This window comes from Amycolatopsis sp. CA-211722 (assembly GCF_056828465.1).
Map to the genome: position 1 here is coordinate 3,125,374 of NZ_CP184752.1, position 20,149 is coordinate 3,145,522.

Genomic DNA, 20,149 nt, shown 5'->3' on the forward strand with positions numbered 1-20,149 from the left:
CCACTTCGGTTCACTTCGATCTCCCCGGATCGCGTTCAGCCCGCTAAACGCGATTCGAGCGACGGCGCGAGAGGGTGCCGACCAGGCCCGCCCCGATGAGGAGGAAACCGCTCCCGATCAGCGCGCCCATCACCAGCCAGGTCACCATGCCGACGCCGAGGCCGCGGCCGCCGATGTCGTAGATGAGGCTCATGACGTCGCGCGGGCTCAGGAGGAACCCCACGCCCGGCAGCACACCCCACAGCAGCCCACCCAGCACCGGTCCGAGCCCGGACAGCGCCCCGAGGAACGCGACGCCGAGCAGGAGCAGGCCCCCAAGGACCAGGAGGACGATGCCGAGCGGGTCCTCGCTGATGGACAGGGAGCGGGAGAAACCCTGCTGGAGCAGTGTGCCGCCGTAGATGGTCAGGCCGAGCGCGACCGGCGTGAGCAGGGCACCGCCCAGCCCGCTGATCACCCGGGGCACCGCTCGGCCGCTTTGCCTAGGCTGGACGTACGGCGCCGGCTGCCCTGGCGGCTGCACGGCGTAGGGGTCGGTGGTCATGAGGTCCGCCTTTCCGGTGGCCGACGGGCCGATCGTCGGGTTCGGTTCGATGATGACGCGGTCGCCGTCGTTCCCGTGACGGCCGGATGGCCGTCGTACGACCGGGTGACGTCGGACACATCCGCCTCGTGGAGACTTGATACCGACCACTACTGGAACCATCCAGCACCGTTAAGCAGTACGCTTGTACCGCTACCGGAGAGACTGAAGTAGAACGCGAAGATCCGCGGAAGGAGCACCGCTGCTCATGGCCAAGATCAAGGTCCAGGGCACCGTCGTCGAGCTCGACGGTGATGAGATGACCCGCATCATTTGGCAGTTCATCAAGGACAGGCTGATCCACCCGTACCTGGACGTGAACCTGGAGTACTACGACCTGGGCATCGAGGAGCGGGACCGCACCGACGACCAGATCACCATCGACTCCGCCAACGCGATCAAGAAGCACGGCGTCGGCGTCAAGTGCGCCACGATCACGCCGGACGAGGCGCGGGTCGAGGAGTTCGGCCTGAAGAAGATGTGGCTGTCGCCCAACGGGACGATCCGCAACATCCTCGGCGGCGTGATCTTCCGCGAGCCGATCGTCATCCAGAACATCCCGCGCCTGGTACCGGGCTGGACCAAGCCGATCATCATCGGCCGTCACGCGCACGGTGACCAGTACAAGGCGACCAACTTCAAGGTCCCCGGCCCGGGCACGCTGACCATGACCTACACCCCGGCCGACGGTTCCGAGCCGATGGAGTTCCAGGTCGCGCAGTACCCCGAGGGCGGCGGCGTCGCCATGGGCATGTTCAACTTCCGCAAGTCCATCGAGGACTTCGCGCGCGCCTCGCTGCAGTACGGCCTCGACCGGGAGTACCCGGTCTACATGTCGACCAAGAACACCATCCTGAAGGCCTACGACGGCATGTTCAAGGACGTGTTCGAGGAGATCTACCAGGCCGAGTTCAAGGCCGACTTCGACGCCAAGGGCATCACCTACGAGCACCGCCTGATCGACGACATGGTCGCCGCGGCGATGAAGTGGGAGGGCGGCTACGTCTGGGCCTGCAAGAACTACGACGGTGACGTGCAGTCCGACACCGTCGCGCAGGGCTTCGGCTCGCTGGGCCTGATGACCTCGGTGCTGCGCACCCCGGACGGCAAGACCGTCGAGGCCGAGGCCGCGCACGGCACGGTGACCCGGCACTACCGCCAGCACCAGCAGGGCAAGCCGACCTCGACCAACCCGATCGCGTCCATCTTCGCGTGGACCCGTGGGCTCGAGCACCGCGGCAAGCTGGACTCGAACCCGGAGCTGATCGGGTTCGCGAACAAGCTGGAGCAGGTCGTCGTCGAGACCGTCGAGAGCGGCAAGATGACCAAGGACCTCGCGCTGCTGATCAGCAAGGACCAGCCGTTCCAGACCACCGAGGAGTTCCTCGCGACGCTGGACGCCAACCTGGCCGAGAAGATCGCCCAGGGCTGAGTCGCTTGAGCGCCTGAAGGCCCCCTTCCCTCGCGGAAGGGGGCCTTTCGCGTCGCGCCTTCGCGTTGTGACGGTGGGTAGTACGGGGGCTGTCCTGTTGGCGCCTCCGGGTGGTTGGCAATCCGGGATCTGGGCGCCCGCCCCGGCTTCTGCCACTCTGGACCGGACAGAAAACGATTCCCTTGTTCGAGGAGTGACCAGCATGGCCATCTCGAAACCGGTCTTGTTCGTCGGCGGCGGACTGGCGCTGATCGTCGTCGTCGCCATCTCGGGGCAGGACAGGGAGTCGAGCGCGTCGAGCCCGACCGGTTGCCAGGTCGTCGTGACCGCCGACGTGCTCAACGCGCGCGACGCGCCCGGCGGGCAGAAGATCGTCGGCAAGTACGTCAAGGACACGAAGATCGACGCGCAGCCGGTGGTCGAGAACGGCTTCCGCAAGATCGCCGAGGGCAAGTGGGTCTCCGCCGAGTTCGCGCCCCCGGTCGAAGGCGCGAAATGCGGCCCTTGACCTGCGGGTTCGCGTTTAGCCCGCGAAACGCAGGTGGCCGCTGACCTGCGGGATCGCGGTTAGCCCGCGAAACGCAGGTGGGCGCCTTCCTCGGCCGCCAGCACCTCGCCGCTGAACTCCTCCCGCGCTTCGGCCACCGAGATCGCGCGGTCGGAACCGGGCCAGAAATGAGTCAGCAGCAGCCGCCGGGCACCGCCACGCTCCGCCCAGTACCCCGCCTCGCCCGCCGTCGACACCAGACGCGGCGTCTCGTCGGGCGACGGACCCTGGAGCGTGGCGTCCGCGATGAGGAGGTCGGCGTCGCGTGCCAGTTCCGCCAGGATCGGGCTGGGTCCGCTGTCGCCGGTATAGGCGACGGTGAGCCCGGGCGCGGTCAGGCGCACGCCGTGGTTCGGCACATGGTGCGGGAGCAGGAACGTCGTCATCCGGAACGGCCCGACCTCGCACGGCGGACCGAGTTCGCGCACGTCGAAGATCGTCGTGGGATGCGGTCGCGGTTCCAGCGCTTCGAGCCGGCGCACCGTGCCCGGAGTGCAGTGCAGCGGGATCCTCGGCTCGTCCGGCAGCCCGTAGGCGCGCGCCCGGCCCAGCGCGCTCACGTCGGCGCAGTGATCGGGATGCTCGTGCGTCACCACCACGGCGTCGACCCGGCCGCCCGGGCAGTGTTCGAACAGCCGTGACGCGGCGCCGTAACCGAGGTCGAGCACGACTTGGAAACCCTCGTGGACCAGGAGGAAGCCGGCGCAGGCCCGGCCCGGCTCCGGCCAGGCGCCGCAGCTGCCCAGCACGGTCAGCTCGCTCATCCGCGCAGTCTCCCAGTGCCGTTTCTGTCGGACCCTCCGGGTAGCGTGCGACGGGTGCTGACCGTCTCCACAGTGAATGTCAACGGCCTCCGCGCCGCCGCGAAAAAGGGCTTCGTCGAGTGGCTGGGCTCGACGAAGGCCGATGTCGTCGCCTGCCAGGAGGTCAGGGCCGAGCTCAAGGAGCTGCCGGCCGGTGCCGCCGCGCCCGAAGGCTGGCATGTCGTGCACGCGCCGTCGGCCCAGAAGGGGCGCAACGGTGTCATGCTCTTCAGCCGCGCGGAGCCGGAAGAGGTCCGCATCGGTTTCGGCGAGCCCGAATTCGAGGACAGCGGCCGCTACGCCGAGATCCACCTGCCGAACGTCGTGGTCGCGAGCCTGTACCTGCCCAGCGGCGACGTCGGGACCCCGCGCCAGGACGAAAAGGAGCGCTTCATGGCGGCGTTCCTGCCGTACCTCGTCGACCTGCGCGCCAAGGCCGAGGCCGGCGGCCGCGAGGTCGTCGTCGTGGGCGACTGGAACATCGCCTACGACAAGATCGACCTGAAGAACTGGCGCGGAAACCAGAAGAGCTCGGGCTTCCTGCCGGAAGAGCGGGAGTGGCTCGGCCGCGTGTTCAGCGAGGCGGGCTACGTCGACGTGCAGCGCAAGCTCGACCCGGAAGGCCCTGGTCCGTACACCTGGTGGTCGTACCGCGGGAAGGCGTTCGACAACGACACCGGCTGGCGGATCGACTGCCAGATCGCCACCCCCGGCCTGGCCGAGCGGTGCACCTCCGTCGTGGTCGAGCGCGCCGAGTCCTACCACCAGCGCTGGTCCGACCACGCGCCGGTGACGGCGACGTACTCGGGATAACTCGGTTCACCGTGACCAGCGGGACCCGGTCAGGCACAATCAGGGTCAGGAGGTGGCGGCGTGCACGAGTCGATCGAACTCAGGAAGCGTGAGATCGAAGATCTTTGCCGAACGCATTCAGTGCGCCGCCTCGATCTGTTCGGCTCCGCCGTGAGCGACAGGTTCGACTTGCTGTCCAGCGATGTCGACGTGCTTGTCGAGTTCGACGCGGGGCCAGGGTTCGACTACTTCAGCACCTACTTCGATCTGAAGGAAGGGCTTGAGCGGTTACTGGAACGCCCGGTCGATCTCGTCAGCGTGACCAGTATTCGCAATCCGTACTTCAAACGGCAGGTGCTGGAAACCCGGGAGCTTCTCTATGCAGCGTGACGCTCGTGCTTACCTTTGGGATGCGTTGCGAGCGGCGGATTTGCTGAGCGAGTTCAGCGAGGGGCGAGGACTTCGAGGGTTACCAGTCGAACGCCATGCTGCGCTCGGCGGTAGAGCGTCAGTTCGAAATCATCGGTGAGGCGCTGAACCAGCTGTCCAAGATGGTGATCTTGCGGCACAAGTGCCTGACCTGGGACGCATCGTCGCATTTCGCAACATTCTCATCCATGGTTACGCAACGGTCGACGATGCTTTGGTATGGCAGGTGCTCACTGAGCGGCTTCCCGCGCCGGTTGCAAGACGCGTAGGCCCGGAACACGCGCCGGCGCACTGCGGATAACCTGCGCTCAGGAGACCCGGGGGTAGCGATGGAGACGAACGAAGCCAGGCGTATCGAGGCGACGAACGCCGAGCGCTACGCCATGTCCGGCCAGTACGGGTGGGAGTTCAGCCCGGACGCGCCGAACATGCTGGAGCGGTGGACGGTGCTGCCGTTCAACCAGCGCGGAGACAAGCGGATGGCGTTCGGCGCGCTGAGCGGCGCGTACCAAGGGCTGCCGTTCAGTGTCTTCGACTACCACCGCCGCCCGACGGTCACGAGCGTGCACACGCGGTGGACCAACAAGAAGGTCAACGAGCTCGACACGATCTCGATCGACACGGTCTGGGCGGTCACCCTGCCCGCGCCGATGCCGAACTTCCAGATCGTGTCGAGCATCGAATCCGCCTGGGACGTCGAGCAGTACCCGGAGCCCGCCACCGCGGACCGGAAGTTCAACCGCTGGTACAAGCTGATCGACACCGATCCGAACGTGGCGGTCGGCGTGCTCACGCCGCAGGTCGCCGCCACCATGCGGTCCTTGAAACTGCACACCTGGTCGCTGGTGGGCGCGGAACTGGTGTACGTCGAGAACCCGACCTTCGGCCGGACCAAGCCGGATGACGTGCTCTCGACGCTGGGGCGTCTCGCGCAGCTGGTGTCGCAGTTGCCGTTTCACCTCAGCGGCGGTCAGCCCGCGCCGCCACCTCCGCAGCAGCCCCAGTACCCGCACCAGCCGTATCCGCCGCAGAATCCCGGCTATCCACCGCAGTACCCGCCGCCTCAGTACGGACAGCAGCCGTATCCGCCGCATCATCACGGGTATCCGCCGCCGCAGTACCCGCCGCCTCAGTACGGACAGCAGCCGTATCCGCCGCATCATCACGGGTACCCGCCACCGCAGTACCCGCAGCCCGGGTATCCGCCCCAGGGGTACCCGCCGCGCGGCTACTGACGGGACTTCGCGCTCTCCGTCCACACGGGACTCTCGACGAAGTGGTTGTCGAACTTTTCCTGACTGTCCAAGAGATCCTGGACGGTCGCCTCGCCATGCCCGACCTTCTCCAGCAGGCGGAAGTAGCCGAACCGTTCCACGCCGGGGACGAACACGATCAGGACGTCCGCCGACGAGTCGACGGTCGCGCGGAAAGCGTGCGTGGTCAGCGGCGGAACGACCAGCATGTCGCCCTCGGAAACGGTGACGATCTCTTCTCCCACAAGCACTTCCAGCCTTCCGCCGAGCATGAAGAACATCTCGGAGGAGCCGGTGTGATAGTGCGGCGCCGCTCCATCCGCCCCGACGCCTAACCGTGTTCGCGCGCTGCTCAGGGCTCCGCCTGTGGTCGAGACGTCGGCGAGCAGTGTGACGAGGGTGGGGGCCGCGCCGACGGTCTCGGCCTCGGCGGCGCGGACGAGAACGGGTTCGCGGGATTCGATGCGCTGGGTCATGCTCTCGATAGTTCCACCACTGATAGTTCGCTGTCAAACTATCTCCCGTCGAATAGACTGCGTCGGTGAGCGAAGAACGGAACACGGACGCGATCGACACGATCGTCGGCGCATGGCGGCGCGAACGGCCGGAGCTGGACTTGACCGCGATCGGGGTCGCCGGGCGCCTCGGTCGCGTGGCGATGCTGACCACTCCCATGGTGGAAGCCGTGTTCGCGAAGCACGGCTTGAAGCAGGGGGAGTTCGACGTGCTCGCGGCGCTCAGGCGATCCGGGTGGCCGTACACGCTGATCCCGTCCGAGCTGTCCGCGACGCTGATGATGTCCAGGGCCGGGATGACCAGCAGGATCGACAGGCTCGAGTCGGCGGGGCTGGTCGAGCGGGCCCTGGATCCCGAAGACCGGCGCAGCTTCCGGGTCACGCTGACCGAGCGCGGGTTCGGTGTCGTCGACGCCGCGATGACCGAGCACACGGCGAACGTCGCGAAGCTGCTCTCGCCGCTCGGCGAGGACCTTGAGGTCCTGGACGCTTCGCTGCGACGGCTGCTGGCATTCCTCGAAGGCTGAAGGGGCCCTTCGCCGCGTGAGATGCGGCAAAGGGCCCCTTCAGCACCCTGGATGGATCAGCAGTACAGGTTGCCGCCCGGGCTCACGCCGAGGATGCCGGTGAACTGCTGATACTTGTTCACGCGGCTCTGCACCTGGGCGGGGTTGCCGCCGTTGCACTCGATGCTCCCGTTGATGCTGCGGATGGTCTCGCCGAAGCCGCGGCTGTTGACCATCGCGTTGTGCGGCGTCATCGTGCCGGGGCCGTTCTGGGTCATCCAGTACCAGATGCCGGTCTTCCAGGCGACCGCCGCGTCGTTCTGCACCAGCCACGGGTTGGTCAGCAGCGGCAGGCCCAGCGCGTCGCCGGCGGCCTTGTAGTTGAAGTTCCAGCTCAGCTGGATCGGGCCGCGGCCGTAGTACGCGGCGTTGCCCGCCGGGCAGCCGTAGGACTGGCTCGTGTCGCAGTAGTGCGGGTAGTTGGCCTCGTTCTGTTCGACGATGTGGACGAGGCCGCCGGTCTCGTGGCTGACGTTCGCCAGGAAGGCCGCCGCTTCCTGCTTCTTCACGGTGTCGCTGCCCGTGCCCGCGAAGGCCGGGTACGCGCTCAGGGCGGTGACCAGGCCGTTGTAGGTGTAGAAGGGGTTCCGGCTCGGGAACATCTGGTTGAACTGGGCCTCGCTGACCACGAAGCCGGACGGGTTCGGCGGGTTGGTCGTGCCGCCGCAGGCGCCCTGATCGGCCCAGACCTGTGCCGTCCCGGGGGTTTCGTTCTGTGTCCACCACTTCGCGGACCAGTTGTGTCCGTTGTAGGAGGCGGTGTTGCCACCCCAGTAGACCGAGCTCGCGTTCCACGGCGCCACGCAGTCCGCGGCGGAGGCGGACTGGGCCGGGACGACCACGGCGACCGTGGTGGCGGCGAAGGTGGCGGCGACCGCCGCGAGAATACGTCGAAGAGACATCGGTGGCTCCTTCGTACGAGGGGACCATGCAGGGAGATTGGTCTATACCTTTTAACGGGTATGGCCAACAGGTATAGACCATTGCGGACAAGAAACCAACCGGGGAAAGCCGGATACTGCCTGTTCGGCCGCGCGCGACAGCCGAATGGCCTAACCCTGTCCGGTTTTGTCAGAAACCGATCTCGACCTCGGCAACTCTGAGAAGAGGGGTGCTCGAAACATCCCCCCTGTGAGGGGCTAGTCTCGTGCCCCGAGTTGATCAGAACCCACAGGTCTTGACACGCTCGGTAGTTTTTTGACCAGCAGCCTGGAAATGCTCACTCGTTCGGGTTAGCGTTCCGGTTCGGCAATGTCACGTCACGGGAGGCACTCCGGTGCGGAACCCAGTTCATCTCCTGATGCGATCGACCCTGCCCGCGGCGAGGGCCGCGGCGGTCATCGCGATCCCGGTCGCGCTGCTCATCGCGGGCGCGGTACCGGCGTCGGCCGCGGACACGACGTCGCGGTCGGAGATGGCTTTCGGTCTTCTGGGCCCGGTCGGCTTGATCGCCGTCGCGCTCGGCGTCGTCGGGATGGCCTTCGGCGTGTTCCGTCAGCGTCGGAAGGCCCGCGCGGCCGCCGTCGCTCCCGCTCCCGTCGCCCCGGCGCAGCCCGTCGCCGCGATGGCCGAGGCCGTGCTCGCGGACGACGCCCTCACTCGCCAGCCGCGCCCCTGACCTGCGTCTCCCCGGCTCGGATCGCGTTTAGCCCGCGAAACGCAGGTCGGCGGCCGTGGGTGCCCGGATCGCGTTTAGCCCGCGAAACGCAGGTCGGCGGCCGTGGGTGTCCGGATCGCGATTAGGGGGCTAAACGCAGGTCGGCGGATTTTTGGGTAGGTACACCTAGTCCTGCCCGGATTGTTTAGCCGCTCGCTGATCGCCACGCTCGGGTCCATGACGGTGACACGGCGTCGCAGCCGGCCCGGTGACCCCTTCCCCCGCGCCCTGGACCGGGCGATCACGGACAGCGGCCTCGGCCTCGACCGGATCCGGCACCGGCTCGCCCTGGAGGGTGTCCGGATCAGTGTCGCGACCTTGAGCTACTGGCGGACCGGAAGAAGCCGCCCCGAGCGGTGCGACTCCCTGAAGGCGGTCGCGCTGCTGGAGCGGCTTTTCGAACTTCCGCACGGTTCCTTGCTGAACCGGCTGGGCCCGCGTCGCCCCCGGGGACGGTGGGGCGACGCGGGGCCAGGATCAGACGCCGGAGTTGGTGCGGATCCAGCTGCGGAAGTAGGGGACGTCCACGTAGATCGACGGCCCGGTCGCGCAGGTGCTGCTGTTGTTCCCGGCGCGGCTCGTCGCGCCGACCAGCTGCCAGACACCGCTGACCTGCTTCACCTGCGGGCCGCCCGAGTCGCCGTAGCAGGCACCCGAGTTGCCGTTGGGGTTGTTGGTGCAGATCTCGCTGGCGCCGCTGATGCCGAGGCACCGGCTGTCGGCGACGATCGAGGTGTTCAGCTCCTGGAGGTTGATCGGGGCGCCACAACCACCGCGGGTGGGGCAGGTCTGGCCCCAGCCGATGATCCGCGTCGCGGTGCCGACGGCCCCGGACGAAGCGGCGATCGTGACCGGCGCCTGCGACACCGCCGTCGAGAGACGCAGCAGCGCCAGGTCGGCGCTCGGGTGGGCGATACGCTGCGCCACGCGGGCGACGGTGCCGCCGCTGGTGCGGTTCGTGGTGCCGACGCGCACCTGGTACGGCGTGCCACAGTGCGCCGCGGTGACCACCCAGGTCGAGCTGATCAGTGAGCCACCACACTGGTGGCCACCGGAGCTCGACTGCTGGGACACCATGAACGAGTAGACCTGGGTCGCGTTGCCGCCGCCGACGATGTTCGGCTGGACGCCTCCGGTGGGCTCGGCCGCCGCCGCGACGCCGGAAAGCGAGAAGACGGCCGCGGCCGCCATGGCCAAGCCCATCAGTAGGGATCGTGCCTTCATCTGGGTTCTCCTTCGGTGTGGCCGGAAGATCCGGTGCCATGAACGCTAGGAATCGGGCACCCTGGCCAGAACCGTCGGAAGTATGTGGCGTTTAACCGTTTAGACCGTTCGGCCGGGGTGAGGCCGAGTGACCCGCCGTGGCATGGCCTGAGAGAATCCGGGCGTGTCCGACGAACAGAAGCGCCCGCGCGTGCTCTCCGGGATCCAGCCCACCGCCGACTCGTTCCACCTCGGCAACTACCTGGGCGCGCTGCGGCAGTGGGTGCGGCTGCAGGACACCCACGACACCTTCTACATGGTCGTCGATCTGCACGCGATCACCGTCGAGCAGGATCCGAAGGTGCTGCTGGACCGCACGCGCCGCTCGGCCGCGCAGCTGCTCGCGCTCGGCGTCGACCCGGCCCGCAGCGCGCTGTTCGTCCAGAGCCACGTGCCCGAGCACGCCCAGCTCGGCTGGGTGCTGGAGTGCCAGACGGGGTTCGGCGAAGCGGGCCGGATGACGCAGTTCAAGGACAAGGCGGCGAAGCAGGGCACGGATCGCGCCAGCGTCGGCCTGTTCACGTACCCGGTCCTGCAGGCCGCGGACATCCTGCTGTACCAGGCGAACGAGGTCCCCGTCGGCGAGGACCAGCGGCAGCACCTGGAGCTGACGCGCAACCTCGCGCAGCGGTTCAACAACCGCTACGGCAAGACGTTCACCGTGCCGGAGCCGCATATCGTCAAGGACACGGCGAAGATCTACGACCTCCAGGACCCGACCGCGAAGATGAGCAAGTCCTCGTCGACCGGCAACGGCCTCATCGAACTGCTCGAAGACCCGAAGAAGTCGGCGAAGAAGGTGCGCTCGGCGGTCACGGACACCGGCCGCGAGATCGTCTTCGACGCCGAGAACAAGCCGGGCGTCTCGAACCTGCTGACGATCCTCTCCGCGCTGACCGACCAGCCGGTCGCCGAACTCGAGAACTCGTACGAGGGCAAGGGATACGGCGACCTGAAGAAGGGGGTCGCGGAGGCGTTCGTCGACTGGGTCACGCCGGTGCAGGAACGCGTCCAGTCCTATCTGGATGACGTCGCCGAGCTCGACAAGGCCTTGGCCCTCGGCGCGCAACGGGCCAGGGAAGTCGCTTCGGTGACGTTGCGGAACGTCTACGGGAACATCGGGTTCCTTCCCCCGGCGGGCTGATTCGCGCTGCGATGTCGCCGCCGTGTGGTTAGCGTTTGACGGTGGCGAATGATGACGGCGCGAAGCCGGAACAGGACAAGCTGTTACCGCGCCTGAGGCGGAAGTACGGCTGGCTCGATCACCTCATCCGGGCCAACGACGCCTTCACCGAGCGCTACGGCAACCATTACGCCGCCGCCATCACCTACTTCAGCGTGCTGTCGGTGATCCCGATCTTGATGGTCGCCTTCGCGATCATCAAGATCGTGCTCGCCGGCGACCAGGTGGTGACGAACCAGCTCGTCGACGGCATCAAGAAGTCGGTCCCGGAAGGACTGAGCGATCTCGTCGGCAGCATCATCAAGGCGGCGCTGGACTCCGGCGGCGGGATCGGGGTGTTCGGCCTGCTGCTCGCCCTGTACTCGGGTGTCGGCTGGATGTCGAACCTGCGTGACGCGCTGACCGCTCAATGGGGCCAGGAGAAGCAGAAGCTCCCGCTGGTTTCGACGACCATCAAGGACCTGCTGTCCCTCGTGGGGCTCGGTCTCGCGCTGGTGATCTCGTTCGGTCTCACCGCGGCGGGCAGCGGGGTCGGGCGGTTCCTGCTCGAACTGGTCGGCCTCCAGAACCAGGGCTGGGCCGTGTTCCTGCTGAAGGTCGCGACGATCGTGCTCGGCCTGCTCGCGAACACCCTGGTCTTCCTGTGGGTCATCGCGAGGCTGCCTCGTGAGCACGTCGCGCTGCGCAGCGCGGTCAAGGGCGCGATCTTCGCCGCGGTCGGGTTCATCGTGCTCCAGCAGGCCGCGACCCTTTACCTCGGCAGTGTCACGAAATCACCGGCGTTCACGTTGTTCGGCCCGGTGATCGGTCTGCTCGTGTTCGCGAACCTGGTGTCGCGCTTCCTGTTGTTCGTCACCGCGTGGACGGCGACGGCGAAGGAGAACCTGAAGACGGTCATCGAGCCGCCGGCCCCGGTGCTGATCCACCCGAGGGTGACCGTTCAGCAGGGGCCGGGACTCGGCGCCGTCGGCGGGGCTTTCGCGACCGGCGCGCTGCTGGGTTGGCTCGGCCGCCGCAAGTCCTGACGCTATTCGCCGGCCATGGCCTTCTTGCGCTGGTGGCCGACGACGAACGACGCCACGATGATCAGGAAGACCACCAGCGTGATGATCCAGCCCGTCACGCCGAACGGGTCTTCGGCCGCGGCCGCGGCTCCGCTGTTCGACGCGCCGTCGGCGTTCGGCGCGGCGTTGGCCGGGTCCGCGTTCACCGCTTCCGGTGACCGGTATTCGATGCGCCCCACCGATTCGGCCTTGGACTCGCGCAGCGCGATGCCGTAATCGAGCAGCTTCGCGGCCTGCTCGGTGACCCGGGTCGGCCGCTGCTCGGCGCGCAGCATCACGACCCCGACGCGGTGACCGTTCTTGACCGCGCTGCCGGCGTAGGTGTGGCGCGCGTCGTCGGTGAAGCCGGTCTTCCCGCCGGTGAACCCGGGATAGCTGCCGAGGAGCCGGTTGTCGTTGTAGATCGTGACGACCGGTTTCCCGCCGGTGGCCGGGACCTCGAAGCTCTTGGTCTTGACCACCTTGGCGAATTCGGGGTTCTTCATCGCGTAGTGGAAGATCAGGCTCATGTCGTAGGCGGAGGTCGACATGCCGGGACCGTCGAGCCCGGACGGTGTCGCGGCCCGGGTGTCCGTGGCGCCGACGCGGTTGGCCAGCGCGTTCATCTTCGCCAGCGTCGCGTCCAGGCCGCCGAGCACGGTGGAGAGCGCGTGCGCCGCGTCGTTGCCCGAGTGCATCAGCAGTCCGTGCAGCAGCTGGTCCACTGTGTACTGACCGCCGGCGCCGATGCCCATGCAGGTGCACTCCTGCTCGGCGTCCTCCTTGGTCGCCACGACGATCCTGCCCGGCGGGAGTTCGGTGACCACGACCAGCCCGAGCAGGACCTTGATCAGCGACGCCGGGCGCTGACGGGCGTGTGGATCCTTCGCCGCGATGACGTCACCGGTTTCGAGATCCTGCAGCACCCACGCCGCCGAGGTGTTCCCCTCGGGCGGGTTCAGCGCGCGCTTCGGGAGCACGAGCCCGCATTCGGCCATCCGGTCGCCGCCGACCGGGACCGGCGGCACCGGCAGCGGGGCGGGAGCGGCTTCGCCGGGGCGCGGCTTCTCGGAGGTGTCGACGGGCGGGGGAGGCGTGACCTTGTTCGCGCACGGCTGCGCCTGGGCTGGTGGCTTCGGGGCGGCTGTGGCCACCGGCGTCACCGCGAGGGCGAGCACACCGGAAACGAGGACCAGGAGCGACCGGGAGATAGCGCTGTGCACCCGAGCAATGTAGCGTCGCCGGGCCCGCTGCATACTCAGGGGCATGCGCATTTCGCGAGGTACTTCGATGTTCCTGCTGGGTTTCGGCGTGTGGTCGTGGATCATCTGGATCACGTTCGCCAAGAACCTCTGGGACAGTGACCGCGCCTGGGCCGCGGACGGCTCGCCCACGGCCTACTTCATCGTGCACGCGGTGCTGACGGTGGTCTCGTTCGTGCTCGGCACCATCATCGGCCTCATCGGTCTGCGCACGCTTCGTGGCGCCAAGTCACGGGACGCGGAAAAGGCTGACGCCTGATCGGGTTTGTCGTCCTTTTGACGGTGTTGGGCAGGGTCCGGCTCGCTTAGGTTCACTCCACCGAATCATGGAGGTGGAATGTCCCGGATCAGACGCCTGCTCGTCCCCGCGCTCGTCGCGGCGGCGGCGGGAAGCGTGTTCTCGGCTCCGTCGGCGAGCGCCGCGCCCGCGCCGCAGTGCGACACCGCGAGCGCCCCGTTCAACTACGTGGTGCTCTACGACCCGCGCACCCCGGAGCGCAAGGTCGACAACGAGCTGCGCGCCAAGTGCGGCGAGAAGGTCGCGTACTACCCCGAGATCGGGGTCGCGGTGGCCTCCTCGCGCAACGCCGACTTCCAGGCGAAGATCGGCGTCTTCCGCGCCTACTCGGGCGGCCGTGACGTCGCGTTCCCGCCCGCGGCGACCAGCCGCTCGACCCGCTCCGCCGTGGTCGACACCAAGGAGAACGAAGAGACCACCAGCGTCGCCGTCGAAGAGGACCTGTCGGCCCAGCAGTGGGATATGCGGGCGATCCAGGCTCCCGAGGCGAACAAGATCTCCGGCGGCAGCCGCTCGGTGACCGTCGGCGTGCTGGACTCGGGTATCGAGCCCACCCACCCCGCGCTGAAGGCGGCCCTCGACCCGAAGGTGTCGGCAGGCTGCAACAGCGGCGCGCCCGACACCACGCCCGCCGCCTGGGCGCCGACGAACTCCGACCACGGCACGCACGTCGCCGGCACGATCGCGGGCAAGGACGCCGCTCGTGGCTTCACCGGCGTCGCGCCCGGCGTCAAGCTGGCGTCGGTGAAGGTCGTGAACGACGACGGCCTGATCCTCCCCGAGGCCGCGGTGTGCGGGTTCATGTGGGCGGCGAAGCACCGCTTCCCGGTCACGAACAACAGCTACTACATCGACCCGGGCATGTTCTACTGCTCGAAGGAGCCGGGCGACGCGGCCGCGTTCGAAGCCGTCCGCCGCGCGGTGACCTACTCGACCGGCCGCGGCGTGCTGAACGTCGCCGCCGCCGGCAACAGCGGTTTCGACCCGGACAAGCAGACCACCGACCCGAACCGCCCGCACCCGGTCGACACGAGCTGCGGCATCCTGCCCAAGGCCATCGACGGCGTCGTCAACGTCTCGGCCATCGGCTACGCGGGCACGAAGTCGTCGTACAGCAACTTCGGTGACGACGTTTCGGTCACCGCTCCCGGCGGCGACCGCGCCCAGCTTCCGCCCACCGGCGAGGGTGTGGGCTGCCCGCTGTCGACGATCTTCAACGGCGGCTACGGCGCCAAGTGCGGCACCTCGATGGCGTCCCCGCACGCCGCCGGTGTCGCCGCGCTGCTGGCGTCCCGCTACCGCCACGCTCCGCCGCGGGTGCTGACCTGGCTGCTGGAGCACCAGGCGGACACGGTTCCCTGCGGAACCGCGGCGCCGGTCTGTGAAGGCCCGGCGAAGGACAACTCGTACTACGGCCACGGCCGCGTCAACGCCCTGGACGCGGTGAAGTAGTTCCTCGCGTTCGCCGGGGCCGGTCCACGTTCGTGGGCCGGCCCCGGTTTCGTTTTCCTGGCCATTCCGCCGGTGTCCTCGCTACGTTGTGAGCACCTTCGACAGTGGGGAGTTCACGATGTCGTTGTCCGGTCGGTTGGTTCCCGTGGTGGTGGGGCTGGCGATGCTCCCGCTCGTCAGCGCGCCCACGGCGGTGGCGGCGCCGGTGGCGCCCTGTAGCGAGGAGCCGCGGGAGCTGCCCATCAACGAGTTCACCGACTATCGCGAGATGGTGCGGGAGCTCGGGCGACTCGAACGGGTGAGCCAGGGGCGAGTGGCGGTCAAGGAGGTCGGGCGGTCGAACCGCGGCCGGGTGATCCATCAGGCGACCGTGGGGACCGGGCCGAAGGTCTTCGTGGTCTCCAGCGAGATCCACGGGAACGAGAAGACCGGCACCGACGCCCTGCTGCGCATCCTCGACTACCTCGGCACGTCGGAGTCGCGGGACGCCGAGCGCCTGCGGAAGACCATCACCTTCGTCGCGGTGCCGAAGCTGAACCCGGACGGCGCCGAACTCGACCGGCGCGGCAACGACCTGTCGTGGGCCGAGGTGCAGCGGAAGTTCCCCCAGCTGAAGGACCGGCCGCCCACCTGGAACTACCTCAGCGACGTCCTCCAGGGCGACGACTACCGCAAGCGGCCGGGGTTCGACGTCAACCGCGACTTCAATCCCGAACTGAACTACGTCCCGCGCGCGGAGGACGTCCCGGGCGCGCCGGATCAGCCGGGCTGGTTCATCACGCCCGAGGCGCGGGCGCTGCGTTCGGTGTACCTGGAGCTGACCGCGCTGCGGGGGAAGGTGCCCGACGTCTACGTCGATCTGCACCACCAAGGCGCCTGCGTCCGGCAGGAGGGCAGCGACCGGCTGCTCGACGTCGGCATCGACTACCCGCCGCTGCCCGACAAGTTCTTCGAGCCCGGCCAGAAGTACGCGAAGTACCGTGATGTGTACACAAAGGACGAATCGCGGCAGTTGGCGATCAGCGCGTTCAACGGGATGACGTCGCGCGGGTTCGTCGGGGCGCGGTATCCGCACGCGCCGGACCGGGATCTGCCGGGGCAGGCGCGGTGTTCGTTCGCGTTGAACGGGACCGGGACGGTGCTGTTCGAGGTGCGCGGGCAGACGCAGACGCTCGGGCAGCAGCACCGGGAGCGTTTCACGCGGGCGGTGATGGCGGGGCTGTACAACATGCTGCGGGACGTGAGCACCGGTGCCGTCGGGTACATCGACCCGGAGGCTTTCGACCGGCTGCCCGGTACCGCCGACTCCGGTGCTCTGGCACGCGTCCTCGAATAGCGACTTTCTGTGAAGGCCTCCGGTAGCGCGTGAAGGCCCCCTTCCCTCGGCTCAGCCGAGGGAAGGGGGCCTTCACGCGGCGTCGGAGTCGGCGACGCGGACTGCGGGACGTGGGCGAGCAGAGGCGGCTTCGTGCGCGGCGATCAGCTCACCGACCACGCCGACCGGATCGTCTCGGAGCCGAGACGGAAGTGTCTGCACGAGGAGGATGCCCGAGGCCGTGTAACGCGTGTTCCGGTTCAACGTTCGTGAGTAGTCGGCCCGCCTGAAGTGGAAGTCGAACGAGTCGATTTCCCAAGCGAGGCCGATGTCGTCCCACCAGGCGTCCGGGCGTCCCAAGTATTTGCCGCGCTGATCGAAGACTTTGCAGTTCCAATGGCTCGGAGGCGTAGGCAACCGAAGGCTGAGTGTGCGCGCTCGGGATTCAGCCATCGAACGGATATCGATCCAGCTCGAAAGCAGCCGGCGGGGAATCGCGGTTCCTCGTTGCGTACCGTGATCGAGCTCTCGAAGGAGTGCAGACGGTGAGCAGCGACCACCTTGGACCGCTTCGATCAGTATTTCCTCCACCGGGCCGGTTTCACGAAGCCGCCGGACGGCATCTGTGGTCGCGCGTATCAGCGGCGCCGCCGGTACCTCGCCGATCATCCTCGGTTCCGGGTATCGGAGTGTCCGCTCCGTAGTGACGAAGCCGGTACTGCGGACCTTCCGGTCATGAGGAATCAACAGGTGCAGGTCGCGGCCTGTGGGGAGCGCCGCAGGGCGCAATCCGTGTAGACGACAGGCGGCGACGCCGGTGAGCATGCTCTTGGCGCCGCTGTAGAGCAGTGCGGCGGCGATCAGTTCGTCGGGTTTCGGTTCGGTGTTGTGCAAGAGCACGATCCCTGGCAGCGGTCGTTGCCAGGGGCCGCCTGGTAGACAGCGCGCATAGATCGTGCTGCTGCTCATGTCCTCCGACTCGAGGTCGGCGACCCGAATGACACCATTGCGGCTTCTCGCCAGCAGCAGTTCGGGATGCTGAGCCCATCTCCCCCTGTTGACCATGATGATCAGGATGGGCGCGGCATCACCGATCGCGCCAGACGCTTTTCCTGGGCCTGTGGATAACTGGCTTCTTGTGGATAACTCCTGAAGCGCGTGAAGGCCCCCTTCCCTCGGCTCAGCCGAGGGAAGGGGGCCTTCACGCGCAAAGCGCCAACCAGAGGCGTCAGACGCGCTTGAAGAGCAAAGCGCGCTTAACCTCCTGAATCGCCTTCGTGACCTGGATGCCGCGCGGGCAGGCATCGGTGCAGTTGAAGGTCGTCCGGCAGCGCCAGACACCCTCGGAGTCGTTCAGGATGTCGAGACGCTCTTCGGCGCCTTCGTCACGCGAGTCGAAGATGAACCGGTGCGCGTTGACGATCGCGGCCGGGCCGAAGTACGAGCCGTCGTTCCAGTACACCGGGCACGAGGACGTGCAGCAGGCGCACAGGATGCATTTGGTCGTGTCGTCGAACCGGTCGCGGTCGGCCTGCGACTGGATCCGCTCACGCGTGGGCTCGTTCCCGTAGGCGATCAGGTACGGCTTCACGGCCTTGTACGCCTCGAAGAACGGGTCCATGTCGACGTAAAGGTCCTTGAGCGTGGTCAGACCCTTGATCGGCGCGATGGTGATCGTCGTCTTCTTGCCGTTGGTCTCGAGCAGGTCCTTCATCAGGACCTTGCACGCCAGCCGGTTGATGCCGTTGATCTGCATCGCGTCGGAACCGCAGACGCCGTGCGCGCACGAGCGCCGGAACGAGAACGTCCCGTCGATGTAGTCCTTCACGTAGAACAGCAGGTTCAGCAGCCGGTCGGTGCGCTGCGCCGGGACGTCGTAGGACTCCCAGTGCGGCTCGTTGTCGATCTCGGGGTTGAACCGGAGGATCTTCAGCGTGACGGTGATCGGCGTGTGGTCGGAGGACACGGCCTCCGACTTCTCGGGGGTTGCCGTGGTCATCAGTACTTCCGCTCCATCGGTTCGTAGCGGGTGAAGGTCACCGGCTTGTAGTCCAGGCGGACGTCGGCGGTGAGGCCTTCGCCCTCCTTGTAGGCCATGGTGTGCCGCATGAAGTTCGTGTCGTCGCGGTTCGGGTAGTCCTCGCGCGCGTGCCCGCCGCGGGATTCCTTGCGCGCCAGGGCGCCGACGACCAGGACCTCGGCGAGTTCGAGCAGGAAGCCCAGCTCGACGGCTTCGAGGACGTCGGTGTTGTACCGCTTCCCCTTGTCCGACACGGTGATCCGGCTGTACCGCTCCTTCAGCGCCTGCACGTCGGTCAGCGCCTGCTTGAGCGTGTCCTCCGTGCGGTACACCGAAGCGTGCGAGTCCATGGTCCGCTGCAGCTCGGTGCGGATGTCGGCGACGCGCTCGTCACCGTGCTCCGAAAGCAGCAGCGCGAGCTGGTCCTCCACCACGCGAGTCGGGTTCTCCGGCAGCTCGATGTGCTCGTGCGCCAGCGCGTACTCGGCGGCGGCGATGCCGGCGCGACGGCCGAACACGTTGATGTCGAGCAGCGAGTTCGTGCCGAGACGGTTCGAGCCGTGCACGGAAACGCACGCCACCTCACCCGCGGCGTACAGGCCGGGGATGACGTTCTCGTTGTCCCGCAACGCCTCGCCGTGGATGTTGGTCGGGATACCGCCCATCACGTAGTGGCAGGTCGGGAACACGGGCACCGGCTCGGTGACCGGGTCGACGCCCAGGTACGTCCGCGAGAACTCCATGATGTCCGGGAGTTTCGCGTTCAGCGTCTCTTCCGGGATGTGCGTGACGTCGAGGACGACGTAGTCCTTGTTCGGCCCGCAACCGCGGCCCTGCAGCACTTCCTGCACCATCGAGCGGGCGACGATGTCCCGCGGCGCGAGGTCCTTGATGGTGGGGGCGTAGCGCTCCATGAACCGCTCGCCGTCGGCGTTGCGGAGGATGCCGCCCTCGCCGCGCACGGCCTCGGAGATGAGGATGCCGAGCCCGGCCAGACCGGTCGGGTGGAACTGGAAGAACTCCATGTCCTCCAGCGGCAGGCCCTTGCGGAAGATGATGCCGAGGCCGTCACCGGTGAGGGTGTGCGCGTTCGACGTCGTCTTGAAGATCTTGCCCGCGCCGCCGGTGGCGAACACGATCGACTTCGCCTGGAAGACGTGCAGCTCGCCGGTCGCCAGCTCGTAGGCGACGACGCCGGAAGCGGCCGGGTTGCCGTTCTCGTCCGGGGTCAGCACCAGGTCGAGCACGTAGAACTCGTTGAAGAACTCGGTGCCGTGCTTGACGCAGTTCTGATACAGCGTCTGCAGGATCATGTGCCCGGTGCGGTCCGCGGCGTAGCAGGCGCGGCGCACCGCGGCCTTGCCGTGGTCACGGGTGTGCCCGCCGAAGCGGCGCTGGTCGATCTTGCCTTCGGGCGTCCGGTTGAACGGCAGGCCCATCTTCTCGAGGTCGAGGACCGCGTCGATGGCTTCCTTCGCCATGATCTCGGCGGCGTCCTGGTCGACCAGGTAGTCGCCGCCCTTGATCGTGTCGAAGGTGTGCCACTCCCAGTTGTCCTCTTCGACGTTCGCCAGCGCGGCGCACATGCCGCCCTGGGCGGCGCCGGTGTGCGAACGCGTCGGGTAGAGCTTGGTGAGGACCGCGGTGCGGGCACGCTGGCCGGATTCGATGGCCGCGCGCATGCCGGCGCCACCGGCGCCGACGATCACCACGTCGTACTTGTGGAACTGCATGAG

The 20,149-nt window shown here is 67.6% G+C and carries 22 protein-coding genes; 13 read left to right on the forward strand and 9 right to left on the reverse strand.

What is annotated here, in order from left to right:
* Positions 1 to 43 precede the first annotated feature (43 nt).
* The gene (locus tag ACOCEP_RS15420; RefSeq protein ID WP_482337939.1) at positions 44 to 544 is read right to left on the reverse strand and encodes a hypothetical protein; all 501 of its coding nucleotides are present in this window, start codon (positions 542 to 544) and stop codon (positions 44 to 46) included.
* 247 nt (positions 545 to 791) lie between these two features.
* Here ACOCEP_RS15420 and ACOCEP_RS15425 point away from each other — a divergent pair, with 247 nt between their 5' ends.
* Entirely contained in the window at positions 792 to 2,015 is a 1,224-nt protein-coding gene (locus ACOCEP_RS15425) for an NADP-dependent isocitrate dehydrogenase (protein WP_482337941.1), read from the forward strand.
* A 202-nt stretch (positions 2,016 to 2,217) separates the two neighbouring features.
* Positions 2,218 to 2,523, forward strand: coding sequence for an SH3 domain-containing protein (locus ACOCEP_RS15430; protein WP_482337943.1), 306 nt, complete (start codon positions 2,218 to 2,220; stop codon positions 2,521 to 2,523).
* A 59-nt stretch (positions 2,524 to 2,582) separates the two neighbouring features.
* Here ACOCEP_RS15430 and ACOCEP_RS15435 read toward each other — a convergent pair whose 3' ends face one another.
* Complete coding sequence (locus ACOCEP_RS15435) at positions 2,583 to 3,326, reverse strand: MBL fold metallo-hydrolase (protein ID WP_482337944.1); 744 nt, start codon at positions 3,324 to 3,326, stop codon at positions 2,583 to 2,585.
* Between the two features lie 45 nt (positions 3,327 to 3,371).
* On the opposite strand from ACOCEP_RS15435, the gene ACOCEP_RS15440 reads away from it, so the two are divergent.
* The 4 genes from ACOCEP_RS15440 to ACOCEP_RS15455 all read left to right on the forward strand — a co-directional run bounded on the left by ACOCEP_RS15440 (position 3,372) and on the right by ACOCEP_RS15455 (position 5,821).
* On the forward strand, positions 3,372 to 4,178 hold the full coding sequence (locus ACOCEP_RS15440) for an exodeoxyribonuclease III (protein WP_482337945.1): 807 nt from the start codon (positions 3,372 to 3,374) through the stop codon (positions 4,176 to 4,178).
* Between the two features lie 60 nt (positions 4,179 to 4,238).
* The gene (locus tag ACOCEP_RS15445) at positions 4,239 to 4,547 is read left to right on the forward strand and encodes a nucleotidyltransferase family protein (protein WP_482337946.1); all 309 of its coding nucleotides are present in this window, start codon (positions 4,239 to 4,241) and stop codon (positions 4,545 to 4,547) included.
* 181 nt (positions 4,548 to 4,728) lie between these two features.
* Positions 4,729 to 4,887: a HepT-like ribonuclease domain-containing protein gene (locus tag ACOCEP_RS15450; protein ID WP_482337947.1), complete on the forward strand. Its 159-nt coding sequence runs from the start codon at positions 4,729 to 4,731 to the stop codon at positions 4,885 to 4,887.
* Positions 4,888 to 4,915: 28 nt separating this feature from the next.
* Entirely contained in the window at positions 4,916 to 5,821 is a 906-nt protein-coding gene (locus tag ACOCEP_RS15455; RefSeq protein ID WP_482337948.1) for a hypothetical protein, read from the forward strand.
* Here ACOCEP_RS15455 and ACOCEP_RS15460 read toward each other — a convergent pair.
* Positions 5,815 to 6,315 carry a cupin domain-containing protein gene (locus tag ACOCEP_RS15460; RefSeq protein WP_482337950.1) on the reverse strand — a complete coding sequence of 167 codons (501 nt, stop codon included), beginning with the start codon at positions 6,313 to 6,315 and terminating at the stop codon, positions 5,815 to 5,817. The genes ACOCEP_RS15455 and ACOCEP_RS15460 overlap by 7 nt on opposite strands.
* A gap of 65 nt (positions 6,316 to 6,380) precedes the next feature.
* Here ACOCEP_RS15460 and ACOCEP_RS15465 point away from each other — a divergent pair, with 65 nt between their 5' ends.
* Positions 6,381 to 6,881 (forward strand): MarR family winged helix-turn-helix transcriptional regulator, encoded by a 501-nt coding sequence (locus ACOCEP_RS15465; protein ID WP_482337951.1) that lies wholly within the window; start codon positions 6,381 to 6,383, stop codon positions 6,879 to 6,881.
* A 56-nt stretch (positions 6,882 to 6,937) separates the two neighbouring features.
* Here ACOCEP_RS15465 and ACOCEP_RS15470 read toward each other — a convergent pair whose 3' ends face one another.
* Entirely contained in the window at positions 6,938 to 7,822 is an 885-nt protein-coding gene (locus tag ACOCEP_RS15470) for a glycoside hydrolase family 19 protein (protein ID WP_482337953.1), read from the reverse strand.
* Between the two features lie 398 nt (positions 7,823 to 8,220).
* Here ACOCEP_RS15470 and ACOCEP_RS15475 point away from each other — a divergent pair, with 398 nt between their 5' ends.
* Positions 8,221 to 8,538 carry a hypothetical protein gene (locus ACOCEP_RS15475; RefSeq protein ID WP_482337954.1) on the forward strand — a complete coding sequence of 106 codons (318 nt, stop codon included), beginning with the start codon at positions 8,221 to 8,223 and terminating at the stop codon, positions 8,536 to 8,538.
* A gap of 516 nt (positions 8,539 to 9,054) precedes the next feature.
* On the opposite strand, the gene ACOCEP_RS15480 is transcribed toward ACOCEP_RS15475, so the two are convergent.
* Positions 9,055 to 9,801 carry a S1 family peptidase gene (locus tag ACOCEP_RS15480; protein WP_482337955.1) on the reverse strand — a complete coding sequence of 249 codons (747 nt, stop codon included), beginning with the start codon at positions 9,799 to 9,801 and terminating at the stop codon, positions 9,055 to 9,057.
* A 163-nt stretch (positions 9,802 to 9,964) separates the two neighbouring features.
* On the opposite strand from ACOCEP_RS15480, the gene trpS reads away from it, so the two are divergent.
* Positions 9,965 to 10,984 (forward strand): tryptophan--tRNA ligase, encoded by a 1,020-nt coding sequence (gene trpS / locus ACOCEP_RS15485; RefSeq protein WP_482337956.1) that lies wholly within the window; start codon positions 9,965 to 9,967, stop codon positions 10,982 to 10,984.
* A gap of 35 nt (positions 10,985 to 11,019) precedes the next feature.
* Complete coding sequence (locus tag ACOCEP_RS15490) at positions 11,020 to 12,048, forward strand: YhjD/YihY/BrkB family envelope integrity protein (RefSeq protein WP_482337958.1); 1,029 nt, start codon at positions 11,020 to 11,022, stop codon at positions 12,046 to 12,048.
* A gap of 2 nt (positions 12,049 to 12,050) precedes the next feature.
* Here ACOCEP_RS15490 and ACOCEP_RS15495 read toward each other — a convergent pair whose 3' ends face one another.
* Complete coding sequence (locus ACOCEP_RS15495; protein WP_482337960.1) at positions 12,051 to 13,289, reverse strand: D-alanyl-D-alanine carboxypeptidase family protein; 1,239 nt, start codon at positions 13,287 to 13,289, stop codon at positions 12,051 to 12,053.
* 43 nt (positions 13,290 to 13,332) lie between these two features.
* Here ACOCEP_RS15495 and ACOCEP_RS15500 point away from each other — a divergent pair, with 43 nt between their 5' ends.
* The 3 genes from ACOCEP_RS15500 to ACOCEP_RS15510 all read left to right on the forward strand — a co-directional run bounded on the left by ACOCEP_RS15500 (position 13,333) and on the right by ACOCEP_RS15510 (position 16,414).
* On the forward strand, positions 13,333 to 13,587 hold the full coding sequence (locus ACOCEP_RS15500) for an SCO4848 family membrane protein (protein ID WP_026467335.1): 255 nt from the start codon (positions 13,333 to 13,335) through the stop codon (positions 13,585 to 13,587).
* Positions 13,588 to 13,665: 78 nt separating this feature from the next.
* Positions 13,666 to 15,078, forward strand: a complete 1,413-nt coding sequence (locus tag ACOCEP_RS15505) for a S8 family peptidase (RefSeq protein WP_482337961.1) — start codon at positions 13,666 to 13,668, stop codon at positions 15,076 to 15,078.
* Between the two features lie 118 nt (positions 15,079 to 15,196).
* On the forward strand, positions 15,197 to 16,414 hold the full coding sequence (locus tag ACOCEP_RS15510; RefSeq protein WP_482337963.1) for a M14 family zinc carboxypeptidase: 1,218 nt from the start codon (positions 15,197 to 15,199) through the stop codon (positions 16,412 to 16,414).
* A gap of 72 nt (positions 16,415 to 16,486) precedes the next feature.
* Here ACOCEP_RS15510 and ACOCEP_RS15515 read toward each other — a convergent pair whose 3' ends face one another.
* From ACOCEP_RS15515 to sdhA, 3 genes are all read right to left on the reverse strand, one after another.
* Complete coding sequence (locus ACOCEP_RS15515) at positions 16,487 to 17,458, reverse strand: hypothetical protein (RefSeq protein WP_482337964.1); 972 nt, start codon at positions 17,456 to 17,458, stop codon at positions 16,487 to 16,489.
* 163 nt (positions 17,459 to 17,621) lie between these two features.
* Positions 17,622 to 18,392 (reverse strand): succinate dehydrogenase iron-sulfur subunit, encoded by a 771-nt coding sequence (locus ACOCEP_RS15520; RefSeq protein ID WP_016331256.1) that lies wholly within the window; start codon positions 18,390 to 18,392, stop codon positions 17,622 to 17,624.
* Positions 18,392 to 20,146 (reverse strand): succinate dehydrogenase flavoprotein subunit, encoded by a 1,755-nt coding sequence (sdhA, locus tag ACOCEP_RS15525; RefSeq protein WP_482337965.1) that lies wholly within the window; start codon positions 20,144 to 20,146, stop codon positions 18,392 to 18,394. The genes ACOCEP_RS15520 and sdhA overlap by 1 nt, the downstream gene beginning before the upstream one ends.
* Positions 20,147 to 20,149: the final 3 nt, after the last annotated feature.

Coding starts and splice junctions, on each gene's coding strand:
- ACOCEP_RS15435 (WP_482337944.1), bottom strand. CDS start 3,326: ATGAGCGAGCTGACCGTGCTGGGCAGCTGCGGCGCCTGGCCGGAGCCG.
- ACOCEP_RS15460 (WP_482337950.1), bottom strand. CDS start 6,315: ATGACCCAGCGCATCGAATCCCGCGAACCCGTTCTCGTCCGCGCCGCC.
- ACOCEP_RS15520 (WP_016331256.1), bottom strand. CDS start 18,392: ATGACCACGGCAACCCCCGAGAAGTCGGAGGCCGTGTCCTCCGACCAC.
- ACOCEP_RS15470 (WP_482337953.1), bottom strand. CDS start 7,822: ATGTCTCTTCGACGTATTCTCGCGGCGGTCGCCGCCACCTTCGCCGCC.
- ACOCEP_RS15480 (WP_482337955.1), bottom strand. CDS start 9,801: ATGAAGGCACGATCCCTACTGATGGGCTTGGCCATGGCGGCCGCGGCC.
- ACOCEP_RS15475 (WP_482337954.1), top strand. CDS start 8,221: ATGCGATCGACCCTGCCCGCGGCGAGGGCCGCGGCGGTCATCGCGATC.
- ACOCEP_RS15430 (WP_482337943.1), top strand. CDS start 2,218: ATGGCCATCTCGAAACCGGTCTTGTTCGTCGGCGGCGGACTGGCGCTG.
- ACOCEP_RS15510 (WP_482337963.1), top strand. CDS start 15,197: ATGTCGTTGTCCGGTCGGTTGGTTCCCGTGGTGGTGGGGCTGGCGATG.
- ACOCEP_RS15505 (WP_482337961.1), top strand. CDS start 13,666: ATGTCCCGGATCAGACGCCTGCTCGTCCCCGCGCTCGTCGCGGCGGCG.
- sdhA (WP_482337965.1), bottom strand. CDS start 20,146: ATGCAGTTCCACAAGTACGACGTGGTGATCGTCGGCGCCGGTGGCGCC.
- ACOCEP_RS15425 (WP_482337941.1), top strand. CDS start 792: ATGGCCAAGATCAAGGTCCAGGGCACCGTCGTCGAGCTCGACGGTGAT.
- ACOCEP_RS15420 (WP_482337939.1), bottom strand. CDS start 544: ATGACCACCGACCCCTACGCCGTGCAGCCGCCAGGGCAGCCGGCGCCG.
- ACOCEP_RS15455 (WP_482337948.1), top strand. CDS start 4,916: ATGGAGACGAACGAAGCCAGGCGTATCGAGGCGACGAACGCCGAGCGC.
- ACOCEP_RS15500 (WP_026467335.1), top strand. CDS start 13,333: ATGCGCATTTCGCGAGGTACTTCGATGTTCCTGCTGGGTTTCGGCGTG.
- ACOCEP_RS15515 (WP_482337964.1), bottom strand. CDS start 17,458: ATGGTCAACAGGGGGAGATGGGCTCAGCATCCCGAACTGCTGCTGGCG.